10 protein-coding genes are annotated in these 13,363 nt (G+C 71.1%); 5 read left to right on the forward strand and 5 right to left on the reverse strand.

Features of this window, described 5'->3' with window-relative positions; translation table 11 throughout:
* Positions 1–83 precede the first annotated feature (83 nt).
* Positions 84–1,820, forward strand: coding sequence for a multicopper oxidase family protein (locus ACJX2R_RS16885; RefSeq protein WP_413100767.1), 1,737 nt, complete (start codon positions 84–86; stop codon positions 1,818–1,820).
* 72 nt (positions 1,821–1,892) lie between these two features.
* On the forward strand, positions 1,893–3,647 hold the full coding sequence (locus tag ACJX2R_RS16890; protein WP_413100768.1) for an NAD+ synthase: 1,755 nt from the start codon (positions 1,893–1,895) through the stop codon (positions 3,645–3,647).
* 81 nt (positions 3,648–3,728) lie between these two features.
* On the opposite strand, the gene ACJX2R_RS16895 is transcribed toward ACJX2R_RS16890, so the two are convergent.
* The 5 genes from ACJX2R_RS16895 to ACJX2R_RS16915 all read right to left on the reverse strand — a co-directional run bounded on the left by ACJX2R_RS16895 (position 3,729) and on the right by ACJX2R_RS16915 (position 10,262).
* Complete coding sequence (locus tag ACJX2R_RS16895; protein WP_413100769.1) at positions 3,729–4,517, reverse strand: alpha/beta fold hydrolase; 789 nt, start codon at positions 4,515–4,517, stop codon at positions 3,729–3,731.
* A gap of 916 nt (positions 4,518–5,433) precedes the next feature.
* A complete protein-coding gene (locus tag ACJX2R_RS16900) occupies positions 5,434–6,639 on the reverse strand; it encodes an MFS transporter (protein WP_413100770.1) in 1,206 nt (401 codons plus the stop codon).
* Between the two features lie 169 nt (positions 6,640–6,808).
* Positions 6,809–7,834, reverse strand: a complete 1,026-nt coding sequence (locus ACJX2R_RS16905; protein WP_262703327.1) for an endonuclease/exonuclease/phosphatase family protein — start codon at positions 7,832–7,834, stop codon at positions 6,809–6,811.
* A 197-nt stretch (positions 7,835–8,031) separates the two neighbouring features.
* A complete protein-coding gene (locus tag ACJX2R_RS16910) occupies positions 8,032–8,640 on the reverse strand; it encodes a TetR/AcrR family transcriptional regulator (RefSeq protein ID WP_413100771.1) in 609 nt (202 codons plus the stop codon).
* Entirely contained in the window at positions 8,637–10,262 is a 1,626-nt protein-coding gene (locus ACJX2R_RS16915; protein ID WP_413100772.1) for an MFS transporter, read from the reverse strand. The genes ACJX2R_RS16910 and ACJX2R_RS16915 overlap by 4 nt, the downstream gene beginning before the upstream one ends.
* A gap of 198 nt (positions 10,263–10,460) precedes the next feature.
* On the opposite strand from ACJX2R_RS16915, the gene panB reads away from it, so the two are divergent.
* From panB to ACJX2R_RS16930, 3 genes are all read left to right on the forward strand, one after another.
* A complete protein-coding gene (panB, locus tag ACJX2R_RS16920; RefSeq protein ID WP_413100773.1) occupies positions 10,461–11,321 on the forward strand; it encodes a 3-methyl-2-oxobutanoate hydroxymethyltransferase in 861 nt (286 codons plus the stop codon).
* A gap of 146 nt (positions 11,322–11,467) precedes the next feature.
* Complete coding sequence (locus ACJX2R_RS16925; protein ID WP_413100774.1) at positions 11,468–12,481, forward strand: ATP-binding cassette domain-containing protein; 1,014 nt, start codon at positions 11,468–11,470, stop codon at positions 12,479–12,481.
* Positions 12,478–13,302, forward strand: coding sequence for an ABC transporter permease (locus ACJX2R_RS16930; protein ID WP_262703322.1), 825 nt, complete (start codon positions 12,478–12,480; stop codon positions 13,300–13,302). The genes ACJX2R_RS16925 and ACJX2R_RS16930 overlap by 4 nt, the downstream gene beginning before the upstream one ends.
* Positions 13,303–13,363: the final 61 nt, after the last annotated feature.

Consider the following 13,363-nt stretch of genomic DNA (forward strand, 5'->3'; position numbering starts at 1 on the left):
GTCGGCCGCCCGCCCTCCCGGCGGGGCGGTGGACGCGCCGACCCTCACGCATCCGGCACATATCAGCATTGGGGTACTGACTCATGCACGAAAAGACTCGCCGTGCCGTGCTCGGCACGGGCATCGCCGCCGCGGGCAGCGGTCTGCTCGCCGCCTGCGGCTCCCCCGGCCCCCGCCCCCGCGCCGGAGGTCCCGAGGGCGTGGACGGCAACGCGATGGGCGCCCCCGCCAGGCCCGGCGCGGCCGCGGACGACACCCCGGCGCAGTACGTCTCCCCCCACGGCCCGGAGGTCGCCGCGGCCGAGCGGCGGCGGGGCCCCGGCCCGGTACGCACCTTCCGGCTCACCGCCACCGCGACCACCCTGGACATCGGCGCCCGCAAGGTGACGTCCTGGGCGTACGAGGACCAGGTGCCGGGCCGGGAGATCCGGGTGACGGCGGGCGACACGATCGCCCTCACCCTCGCCAACAACCTGCCGCAGCCCACCACGCTGCACTGGCACGGCATCCGGCTGCGCAACGACATGGACGGCGTCCCCGGGGTGACCCAGCGGCCGATCAAGACCGGCGCCGCCTTCGACTACCGCTTCACCGCGTTCTACCCGGGCACGTACTGGATCCATCCGCACTCGGGCGTCCAGCTGGACCGGGGGCTGTACGCACCGCTGATCGTGGAGGATCCGAAGGAGTCGCTGAAGTACGACAAGGAGTGGGTCGTCGTCCTGGACGACTGGCTCGACGGGGTGGGCGGCCGCACCCCGGACAAGGAGTTCGAGCGGCTGAACGCGGGCAAGGGCGGCACGGTCGGCCATGCGATGGACGACGGCTCGATGGGCGACGGCTCGATGGGCGATGCCTCCGCGGCAGGCGACGGCAAGCGCGGGGCCAAGGCCACGGCGACGGCCACCGCCAAGGCCACGGCGACTGCCGGGGCCACCGCCAAAGGCACCCCCAAGGGCACCTCCAAACGCGACCGGACCCGGCCCACGGCGCGGAAGAAGGCCCCGACCCCGCCCATGGAGAGCCGCCTGCTGGGCGGCCACGCGGGCAACGTCACCTACCCCTACTACCTGGTCAACGGCCGCAGCCCAGAGTCCCCGCAGGTCTTCCGCGCCAAGCGCGGCGACCGGATCCGTATCCGCATCATCAACGCGGGCGGCGACACCGCCTTCCGCGTCGCCCTCGGCGGCCACCGGATGACCGTCACCCACACCGACGGCTACCCCGTCGTACCGGCCAAGACGGACGCGCTGCTGCTGGGCATGGGCGAGCGCTACGACGTGCTGGTCACCGTCAAAGACGGGGTCTTCCCGCTCGCCGTGATCGCCGAGGGCAAGGGGCGGTCCGCGATGGCGGTACTGCGCACCCGTGGCAAGAACCCGGTGAAGTTCCCGCGCCCCAAGGAGCTGGACGGCGAGCTGCTCACCGCGGACCGGCTGAAGGCGGCGGAGGACGTCAGGCTGACGCCCAAGGAGCCCGACCGCATCATCCGGATGCGGCTCACCGGCTCGATGCGGCGCTGGGACTGGGCGATCAACGGCCGGCCGTACGACCCCTCGCAACGCTATCCGGTGCGGGAGGGTGAGCGGGTGCGGATCTCGTTCATCAACGGCACCGACATGTGGCATCCGGTCCATCTGCACGGCCACACCTTCGCGCTGCCGGACGGCGGCCCCCGTAAGGACACCACGGTCCTGCTGCCGCACCACAAGGTGAACGTGGACCTCGACGCCGACAACCCGGGGCTGTGGATGGTCCACTGCCACAACGTCTACCACTCGGAGTCCGGGATGATGACCATCCTCGGCTACCAGAAGTGAAGCCGGACGCGACCGGCGTGAGAAGGGAGACACCCCCGGCTATCGCGTCAGACAGACGATTACACTGGGCGCGTGCCTCAACTTCGCCTCGCTCTGAACCAGATCGACTCGACCGTCGGCGACCTCGACGGCAACACCGAATCGATACTCCACTGGACCCGGCACTCCGCCGAGCAGGGCGCCCATCTGGTGGCGTTCCCCGAGATGGTGCTGACCGGCTACCCCGTCGAGGACCTGGCGCTGCGCTCGTCCTTCGTCGAGGCGTCCCGGGCCGCGCTGCACTCGCTCGCCGAGCGGCTGAACGCCGAGGGGCTGGGCGAGGTGCCGGTGGTCGTCGGCTACCTCGACCGCAGCGAGCGCGCCCGGCGTTACGGCCAGCCCGCCGGGTCGCCGCAGAACGCGGGCGCCGTGCTGCACCGGGGCGCGGTCGCCCTGACCTTCGCCAAGCACCATCTGCCGAACTACGGCGTCTTCGACGAGTTCCGCTACTTCGTGCCCGGCGACACCCTGCCCATGGTCCGCGTCCACGGCGTCGACGTGGCGCTCGCCATCTGCGAGGACCTGTGGCAGGACGGCGGCCGGGTGCCGGCCAGCTGCTCGGCGGGGGCCGGGCTGCTGCTGTCGATCAACGCCTCGCCGTACGAGCGGGAGAAGGACGACACCCGGCTGGACCTGGTGCGCAAGCGGGCCCAGGAGGCGGGCTGCACGACCGCGTACCTGGCCATGATCGGCGGCCAGGACGAGCTGGTCTTCGACGGCGACTCGATCGTCGTGGACCGGGACGGCGAAGTCATCGCGCGGGCCCCGCAGTTCGCCGAGGGCTGTGTGCTGCTCGACCTCGATCTGCCCGCCGCCGACCCGGGCTCGGTCCCCGAGGGGGTCGTGGACGACGGGCTCCGCGTCGACCACGTCACCCTCTCCGCCGACCCGCTGCCCCGCTATGAGCCGGAGCTCGCGGGCGGCGAGGCCGAGCGGCTCGGGGACGACGAGGAGATCTACACGGCGCTGGTGGTAGGGCTGCGGGCGTACGTCGCGAAGAACGGATTCCGCAGTGTGCTGATCGGGCTCTCCGGCGGGATCGACTCCTCGCTCGTCGCCGCCATCGCCTGTGACGCGGTCGGCGCGCAGAACGTGTACGGCGTCGCGATGCCCTCGCGCTACTCCTCCGAGCACTCGATCGACGACGCGGCCGAGCTGGCGCGGCGCACCGGGCTGAACTTCCGCACGGTCCCGATCGCCCCGATGTTCGACGCCTATATGGGCTCCCTGGGCCTCACCGGGCTGGCCGAGGAGAACCTTCAGTCGCGGTTGCGCGGCACGATGCTGATGGCGATCTCCAACCAGGAGGGCCATATCGTCCTCGCCCCGGGCAACAAGTCCGAGCTGGCCTGCGGCTACTCCACGCTCTACGGGGACTCGGTCGGCGCGTACGGCCCGATCAAGGACGTCTACAAGACCTCCATCTTCCGCCTGTCGAAATGGCGTAACCGTGCGGCGGAGGAGCGCGGCCAGACCCCGCCCATCCCCGAGAACTCGATCACCAAGCCGCCGAGCGCCGAGCTGCGCCCCGGCCAGGTGGACACCGACTCGCTCCCCGACTACGACGTCCTCGACCGGATCCTGGAGCTGTATGTCGACCGTGACCAGGGGCGTACCGAGATCGTGGCGGCGGGTTACGACGACGAGCTGGTGACTCGGATCCTGCGGCTGGTGGACACGGCCGAGTACAAGCGGCGGCAGTACCCGCCGGGCACGAAGATCTCCGCGAAGGGCTTCGGCAAGGACCGCCGGCTGCCGATCACCAACCGCTGGCGGGAACAGGTCTGAGCGTCTTGGGCGGGCGTTACGGCGGCGCCGTATGACCGCGCCTTATGACCGCGCCCCATGACCACGCCCCATGACCACGCCCTATGACCGCGTTTTCTGGGCGTCCAGGAACGCCCTGATCAGCCCCAGCCACGCATCCGGCGCCTCCGCGAACGGCAGATGGCCGGACGCCAGCTCGGCGAGGCGCGCCCCGGGAATCGCGTCCGCCACCTGACGGTGGTGGTACGGCGTGGCCATCGCGTCCAGCGTCGTGGAGATCACCAGGGTGGGCACCCGGATCCGGCCCAGGTCCTCGCGGACATCGATCCGGCCGACCAGTTCGACCTGGTCGATCGCGCCGGGCGGCACCGAGGCGCGGGCGCCCTCGATCACCGTGGCGAGCTCCTCGGGCGTCATCCGGTCCAGATGGGGCGCGCCCGCCCCCATGAGCGCCGTCCAGCGGGCGGTCGCCTCCTGGTCGCCCGAACGGAGATGGCGCAGCCAGTCGTCCACCAGGAGCCGCATCCGGGCGCTGGGGTGGGCGAAGGTCGCGGTCAGCACCAGCGCGGTGACCCGCTGCGGATGGCGGGTGGCGGCACGGAGTGCGACCGGCCCGCCGAGGGAGTATCCGGCGATGGCGAAGGTGTCCAGGCCCTCCTCGACGGCCGTGGCCACCAGCTGATCGGCGAGGGTGTCGAGGTCCAGCGGCCCGCTCGCGCGCGGGGTGCGGCCGGAGCCGGGATAGTCGGGGCCGACCACGCGGTGACGCTCGGCGAGACCGTCCAGGATCGGGCCGTAGTTCCCCTCGATGGAGCCGGTCCCGCCGTGGGCGAGCAGCAGTCCGGGTCCGGTGCCCCGGACGATGCGGGCCAGGGGTGAGGTGCTGGTCATCAGGTGTGTCCTTACGTTTCACGGCTGATGACGGGGACGCTAAAGCCTCACATGGATGTCAAAGTCAAGCGAGACGGGGCGGGAGCGCCCTGAAGTGGCGCGGGCTGTGTCGATATGCGGCTCCGCCGCATGGGCGCGACCAGCTACGTACGACGGCGGCTCGGGTAGCGGCGCCTACGGGGTGTCCGGCGGATCTTTCCCCTCCCCGCCCCTTCCCGTAACCAGGGGCTCCGCCCCTGGTTACGGGAAGGGGCGAACCGCACATCGACACTGCGGGAAGGAGCAAACCCCGGCCCGGAGCCCGGGGCAGAGCCCGGCTCAGGGCCCGGGGCAGAGCCCGGCTCAGGGCCCGGGGCAGAGCCCGGCTCAGGGCCTGGGACACAAACCCCAGCTCAGAGCCCGGCTCAGGGACCCGGGCACAACCCCAACTCGGAGCCCGGGGCACAACCCCAACTCGGGGCCCGGCACACAGCCCGGCTCGGGACCCGGGGCACAACCCGGTTCGGGGCTCGGCGCACAACCCAGCTCGGGGCCCAGGGCAGAGCCCAGCTCGGGGTCCGGGGCAGAGCCCAGCTCGGGACCCGGCGCAGAGCCCCAACTCGGAGCCCGGCGCACAAACCCAACTCGGGGACCGGGGCAGAGCCCGACTCAGGGCCCGGCGCACAAACCCCAGCTCAGAGCCCGGCTCAGGGACCCGGGCACAACCCCAACTCGGAGCCTGGGGCACAACCCCAACTCGGGGCCCGGCGCACAACCCGGCTCGGGGCCCAGGGCGGAGCCCCAGCCCGGGGACCGGGGCGGAGCCCCAGCGGGGTCCGGGGCGGAGCCCCAGCGGGGTCCGGGGCGGAGCCATGGGTTCGGGGAGGGGTGGGGAGGGGGGCGGCTCGCCGCAGGCGTCACGGCCGCGCCCCCTGGCTCAGCTCACCTCAGACATCTGCGGCAGCGACTCGCTACTCGCGACAACCCGCGAGCCACCCACCGGACCCCGATCCGTCAGCCCCGCGATCAGCGCGATCGCGAGGCCGATCACCGCGAGCACCGCGCCGACCAGCGTCGGGGAGGTCCAGCCCCAGCCCGCCGCGATGGCGACGCCGCCGAGCCACGCACCGCCGGCGTTGGCCAGGTTGAACGCGGAGTGGTTGGAGGCGGAGGCCAGCGTCGGGGCGTGCTGGGCCTTGTTCATCACCAGCATCTGGAGCGGGGTCGTGGTCATGAAGCCGACCGCGCCCAGCACCACGACCGACAGCAGCGCCGCCCACTTCACATGCACCGTGAAGTCGAAGGCCACGAGCACGGCGGCCAGCGCCGCCAGCGAGCCGTAGAGGGTCGGCCGCAGCGCCCGGTCGGTGAGCGGACCTGCGACCAGGGCGCCCAGCGTCATGCCGATGCCGAACAGCGCCAGCACCAGGGTGACCGTCGACTCCCCGAACCCGGTGACCTCGGTCATCATCGAGGCGAGGTAGCTGTAGACGGCGAAGACACCGGCGAAGCCGAAGACGGCGGTGAGCAGCCCCAGCAGCACCTGGCGGTCGCGCAGCGCGCCGAGCTCCTGGCGCAGCCCGCCGTGCTGCTCATGGGAGATCCGCGGGACGAGCCGGGCGAGCGCGGCCATGGCGACCACGCCGATCGCGGCGACGACCAGGAAGGTCGCGCGCCAGCCGAGGTTCTGGCCGAGGAGGGTGGCCACGGGGACGCCGACGATGTTGGCGATGGTCAGCCCGAGGAACATGGTGGCGACCGCGCGGGCCCGCCGGTCCTCGGTCACCAGCCGCGCGGCGACCACCGCGCCGACGCCGAAGAACGCGCCGTGGGGCAGCCCGGCGAGCACCCGGCCCGCGATCAGCAGCCCGAAGTTGGGGGCGAGGGCGGAGGCGAGGTTGCCGACCGTGAAGAGCGCCATGAGCAACACGAGCATCCGCTTGCGCGGGATACGGGAACCGAGGGCGGTCAGCAGCGGAGCGCCCACCACGACTCCGATGGCGTAGGCGGAGACGAGGTATCCGGCCGTGGGCACCGAGGTGTCCAGATCATTCGCGACATTGGGCAGCAGGCCCATCATCACGAATTCGGTAGTACCAATGCCGAAGGCGCTCACAGCAAGGGCGAGCAGGGCCAGGGGCATGAGAGACCTTTCAAACGAAGGAGAAGCGTGCGGGGAAGCATATGTTCTCTAGCTGAACAAAGTCTCTCACGCAGAATGTTCCCGAGGAGATCCCCAAGATGAACGGCACGTAAGATCTCGCCGGGCGCCCCGTGAGCTGTGTCACCCGGCGGCCCCCGAACGGCCGGGCTCAGTAGTCGACCGACGCCGCCAGCGGAAGGTGATCGCTCCCGGTCCTGGGCAGCGCCCACGCCGAGACCGGATCCAGCCCCCGCACCATGATCTGGTCGATCCGCGCCATCGGGAACGAGGCGGGCCAGCTGAAGCCGAAGCCGTCGCCCGCCGCGCCCTGGGCGGACCGCATCTGCGCGGTGACGGGGGCGAGCGCGCGGTCGTTCATGGTGCCGTTCAGATCGCCGAGCAGGATCACCTTGTCCAGCGGCTCCCGGGCGATGGCCTGCCCCAGCGCCTCCGCGCTGTCGTCACGCTGCCCGGCGGTGAAGCCCGCGTTGAACTTCACGCGGACCGAGGGCAGATGGGCCACATAGACGCCGACCTCACCGCGCGGGGTGGCGACGGCGGTGCGCAGCGCCCGCGTCCAGCCCAGCTTGATGTCCACCGGCTTGGTGCCGGACAGCGGGTACTTGCTCCACAGCCCCACCGTGCCCTGCACGGTGTGGTAGCGGTAGGTGCCGGCCAGGGCCCGTTCGTACGTCGGCACGGCCGAGTCCGTCAGCTCCTCCAGGGCCACCACATCGGCGCCCGAGGCGGCCACGTCCTTCGCGGTGCCGGTCGGATCGGCGTTCTCCGCGTTGACGTTGTGGGTGACGACGGTCAGCTCACCGCCGCCGCCGGACTTGTCGGAGAACATCAGCCCGCCGAAGAGGTTCAGCCAGACGGCGACGGGCAGCACCAGCGCCAGCACGGCGCTCGCCGACCGCCGCACCAGACCGAGCACCAGCAGCACCGGAAGGAACAGGCCCAGCCACGGCAGGAAGGTCTCCAGCAGCGAGCCGAGGTTGCCCACCCGGTTGGGGATGTCGGCGTGGAAGATCATGACCAGGGCGAGCAGGACCGCGATCGCCGCCAGCACCAGTCCGCGCCGCCAGATGCCGCGATCGTTCCGGAGCCGGTCGAACAGGCGGCCGATCCGGGAGCCCGATCGCTGGGGCGCGTCCCCGAGCTGTCCCGTCTCCTGCGTGTGCGCCTGCGTCATTCGCTGTCCCTCACTGCCTCAACTGCCGCGCCTTGGACTACGACCCTAGGTGATGACCAGGCCTTTTCCCGACGCCCCCGGTTGGGGTGCTCCCCATCCGAGGACGATGGGACGACGGACCCGAGTTCCACGTCCCGCCCCGGGAGGGGGTGTTGTGACACAACAGGCACAAACCGCTCAGCGGAGCTCAACGGAGCTCAACGGCGTGGGAAGACCCCTTCGAGGACCGTGTCGACGATCCGTTCGGCCAGCCCCTCCGGCAGCTCCTTCCACTCGTGGAGCATGGCGCGGGTGAGCATCGGGCCGGTGAAGAGGTCGGCGAGCAGCTCCAGATCCACATCGGCGCGGATCTCACCGCTCTCCCGGCCCCGCCGCAGCACGGCGCGCAGGCTCGCGCGGCGGGCCGCTATGACGTTCTCGTCGTAGGCCCGCCACAGCTCCTTGTGCGCGTGCATCTGGGTGATGACGCTGCGCAGCAGGGCGGAGTTGCGCTTGGCGAGCCCGCGCCGGCGCATGAACTCCAGGATGGCGACGAGGTCGTCGCGCACCGAGACCCCGGCCGGTTCGGGGCTGGGCTCCTCCAGGGAGCGCAGCACATCGAGCATCAGCGCGTCCTTACCGGGCCAGCGGCGGTAGACGGTGGCCTTGCCGACCCCCGCCTCGCGGGCGATCCCCTCGATCGAAAGACCGCCCACCGAGGCGCCCTCCTCCAGCAGCCGCAGCGCGGCCTCGATGATCGCGGCGTCGGCGGCGGGGCTGCGGGGGCGGCCGCGAAGCCTGGGCGCGGAGCTCTCCGGTGCGGTCATCGGTCGGCCGACGCCTCCTCCCGCGAACGCGGCCGCCCGTCGTCGGGGGCCCGGCCGGAGCCTTCCTTGCCGGGCAGGAAGGCCAGCACGACCAGCGCGCCGAGGACGGCGACGCCCGCCGAGCCGAGGGCGGTGATGTGCATGGCGTGGACGAAGGCGTCCTGGGCCGGGCCCACCAGCGCCTGGCCCCTGGGCCCGAGCTTCTCGGCGACCCCCATGGTGGCCTCGACGGACTCGCCCGCCGAGCGCTGTACGGATTCGGGCAGACCGGGCACGGCGGCCAGGGTGTCCCGGATCCGGTCGCGGTAGGCGGCGGAGAGCACCGAGCCCAGCACCGCGACCCCGAGCGCGCCGCCGACCTGCCGGAAGGTGTTGTTGAGGGCCGAGCCGGAGCCGGCCTTGTGGCGCGGCAGCGCCTGCATGATCCCGGTGGTCACCGGCGGCATGATATGTGCCATTCCGGTGCCCTGGGCGAAGAACAGCACCTCGAGCACGACGATCGGGGTGTCCACGCCCAGCAGCAGGAATCCCGACATGGTGGCGGCCACCAGCAGCATCCCGCAGGTGCACACCGCGCGGGCGCCGAACCGCTCGACGACCAGCCGGGCGCGCGGGGCGAAGATCAGCTGCGCCACGGCCAGCGGCAGGATCAGCAGCCCGGATTCGAGGGCGCTGTAGCCGCGCACGCTCTGGGTGTAGAAGACCATGAAGAAGGTCACGCCCATGAGGGCGAAGAAGACCAGGGCGACGGCGGCGATGGCGGCGGAGAAGGCGGGGTTGCGGAAGTAGCCGATATCGATGGCCGGGTGGTCGCTGCGCTTCTCGTGCACCACGAACAGGGCCAGGACGGCGAGCCCGGCGGCGATCGAGCCCAGCACCTGGGCATCGGTGAAGTCGGCGAGCTGGCCGCCCTTGATGATGCCGTAGACCAGCAGGACGAGCCCGACGACGGACAGCAGCACGCCCAGCGGGTCCACCCGGCCGGGCGCGGGGTCCCTGGAGTCGGGGACGAGCACCACCATCGCGATCAGTCCGACGATCACGATCGGCACATTGACGAAGAAGACCGAACCCCACCAGAAGTGTTCGAGCAGCAGTCCACCGGTGATCGGGCCGATGGCGATGGCCAGCCCCACGGCGGCGACCCAGATGCCGATCGCCTTGGCCTGCTCCTCGCGTTCGAAGACATTGACCAGGATGGCGAGGGTCGCGGGCATCACGAACGCGGCCCCGAGGCCCATGAGCGCCCGGAAACCGATGAGTTCACCGGGCGATCCGGAGAAGGCGGCGAGCACCGAGCCCATGCCGAACACCGCCATCCCGCCGAGCAGGACCTTCTTACGGCCGATCCGGTCGCCGAGGATCCCCGCGGTGAACAGCAGCCCGGCGAAGACCAGCGTGTAGGAGTTGATCGCCCATTCGAGCTGGCTCTGGGTGGCGCCGAGCCCGGTGGGCTTCGGCGAGGCGATGGTCTTCATCGCGACGTTGAGTATCGAGTTGTCGAGGACGACGACCAGCACGCTGAACATCAGGACGACGAGGATCGCCCAGCGCCTGCGGTGGACCGCCTCGGGGACGCCGGACCCGGCCGGGACGCCCTGGGTGCTGGATGGGCTTGCCATGCCGCCCAGGCTAGGCGCTTTACGATACGAGACCGTCTCGTATTGGAAAATCTTTGCGAGACTTTGGGCCGACGGACCGTGGACGGTCGGGCCGTGGACGGCCGGGCCCACTTTCGCCCCGGCAGGAGCCGTGCCAGCATGGGGTTGGTCCGGGGACGCCGTCAGGGCGCCTCGAGATGATGAACAGGAGCCGTAGCGATGACGCACGTCAATCCTGCGCGAAAGCAGTCCGAGAAGGCGCTCTACGGGGGCACGGGCTCCCGCCGCATCACCGTCCGTGACATCGCGGCCGCCAAGGAGCGCGCCGAGAAGTGGCCGATGCTCACCGCCTACGACGCGATGACCGCGTCGGTCTTCGACCAGGCGGGCATCCCGGTGCTGCTGGTCGGCGACTCGATGGGCAACTGCCATCTGGGCTACGAGTCCACCGTGCCCGTCACCATGGACGAGATGGCCCTGCTGTCCGCCGCCGTGGTCCGCGGCACCCGGCGCGCCCTCGTCGTCGGCGACCTGCCCTTCGGCTCGTACCAGGAGGGCCCGGTCCAGGCGCTGCGCAACGCCACCCGACTGGTCAAGGAGGCGGGCGTGGGCGCGGTGAAGCTGGAGGGCGGGGAGCGCTCCGCCCATCAGATCGAGCTGCTGGTCCAGTCCGGCGTCCCGGTCATGGCGCATATCGGGCTGACCCCGCAGTCCGTCAACGCCTACGGCGGCTACCCGGTCCAGGGGCGCGGCGAGGAGGCGGCCCAGCAGCTGCTGCGGGACGCCAAGGCGGTCCAGGACGCGGGCGCGTTCGCGGTCGTCCTGGAGCTGGTCCCGGCCGAGCTGGCCGCCGAGGTGACGCGGTCGCTGCACATCGCCACCGTCGGCATCGGCGCCGGTCCGGACTGCGACGCCCAGGTGCTGGTGTGGACGGACATGGCGGGCATGACCGACGGCCGGGTGCCGCGCTTCGTCAAGCAGTACGCGCGGCTGCGCCAGGGCCTGGGCGACGCGGCGCGGGCCTTCGCGGAGGACGTCGTCGGCGGGGCCTACCCGGCCGAGGAGCACTCTTTCCACTAGGAGGGGAAGAACCACCGCTAGGAGGGGAAGAACCACCGCCCCCACGAGCCACTGCGGTACGACGACAGCCCGCCGATCTTCCCCCGTCGGCGGGCTGTCTGCCGCTTGTCGGTGGTCTGTCGGTGACGGCTGACATCGTGGACGGCATGACGCGACGGGAACACAGGATCAGGGACGGCAACGCCGTCGAAGTTCGGGGGCTGGTCAAGCACTTCGGTGACACCAAGGCCGTCGACGGAGTGGATCTGGACGTGCCGGAGGGCACCGTCCTGGGGGTGCTGGGCCCCAATGGCGCCGGTAAGACGACGGTCGTCCGGTGTCTGTCCACCTTGCTGGTGCCGGACGCCGGCACCGCGGTGGTGGCCGGGTACGACGTGATACGCCAGCCCCGGCAGCTGCGCCGCACCATCGGGCTGACCGGGCAGTACGCCTCGGTCGACGAGAAGCTTCCCGGCTGGGAGAACCTCTACATGATCGGGCGGCTGCTCGATCTCTCCCGCAAGGAGGCGCGGGCCCGCGCGGACGCCATGCTCGAGCGGTTCTCGCTCACCGAGGCGGGCAAGCGCCGGGTGCGCACCTACTCCGGCGGTATGCGCCGCCGGCTCGACCTGGCCGCGTCCATGATCGGCCGGCCCTCGGTGCTCTATCTGGACGAGCCCACGACCGGTCTGGACCCGCACTCCCGCAACGAGGTGTGGGACGAGGTCCGGCGGATGGTCGCCGACGGCGCCACCGTGCTGCTCACCACGCAGTACATGGAGGAGGCCGAGCAGCTCGCCGACAACCTGACGGTGATCGACCGGGGCAGGGTCATCGCCAACGGCCGGGTGCACGAGCTCAAGGCCAAGACCGGCGGCCGCACCCTCCAGATCCGCCCGTCCGACCCCGGTGAGCTGCACCGCATGGTCGGCGCCATCAGCCAGGCGGGGCTCGACGGCATCGGCGGCGCGATCGCCGACGTCGAGGAGGGCCAGGTCAGTGTGCCCATCGCCAGCGATGAGCAGCTGACCGCCCTGATCGGTCTGCTCGGTGAGCGCGGCTTCGCGATCTCCGGGATCCACACCCAACTCCCCAGCCTGGACGAGGTCTTCCTGGCCATCACCGGCCGGAAGGCGTCCACACCGCAGGACAACAAGACGCTGGAAGAGGTCGCCGCGTGAGTACGGCCACGATGACCGCGCCCGTGCGGGGGAAGAGCGACGGCCGGATCGGCCTCCGCGCCAATCTGCGCCACATCGGCGCGCTGGTGCGGCGCAACGCCATGCAGATCAGGTACGAACCGTTCGCGATGTTCGACGCCCTGGCCCAGCCGATCGTCTTCGCGCTGCTGTTCACCTATGTCTTCGGCGGCGCGATGACCGGCGGCAACCGCTCCGAGTACGTCAACTACTTCATCCCCGGTCTGATGGCGATGGGCGGGCTCAACATCGCGATGTCGATCGGCATCGGCGTCAATGACGACTTCAGCAAGGGCGTCATGGACCGCTTCCGCACCATGCCGATCGCCCGCTCCTCGGTGCTGATCGCCAAGCTGATCGTGGAGGCCGGCCGGATGCTGGTGTCCACCGTCATCCTGCTGATCATGGGCTTCATCATGGGCTTCGAGCTCGAGACCGGGCCCGTGGAGCTGCTGGCCGCGGTGGCGCTGTCCGTGGTCTTCGGATCGTCGCTGACCTGGATCTTCATGCTGCTGGGGATGTCGCTGAGCACTCCGCAGGCGGTCAGCGGTCTGGGCTTCATGGTGATGATGCCGCTCCAGTTCGGCTCCTCCATCTTCGCCCCGACCGCCACCATGCCGGGGTGGCTGCGGTCCTTCACCGAGTACAACCCGCTGTCCCGGCTCGCGGACGCCGCACGGGCGCTGACCAGCGGCCATGGCGCGGTGGCCGAACCGGTGATGGTGACCCTGGGCTGGGCGGTGGCCCTCACGGTGGTCGTGGCGCCGCTCGCGGTGCGCAGGTTCCGCATCAAGACGAGCTGACGGTCCGCGGCCCCGCACCCACCACCGGCCGGGCGCGTCCTATGGGGGGGGGACGCGCCCG

The organism is Streptomyces sp. Inha503 (assembly GCF_047215865.1).
In the GTDB taxonomy this organism is placed as follows: Bacteria; Actinomycetota; Actinomycetes; order Streptomycetales; family Streptomycetaceae; genus Streptomyces; species Streptomyces lycopersici.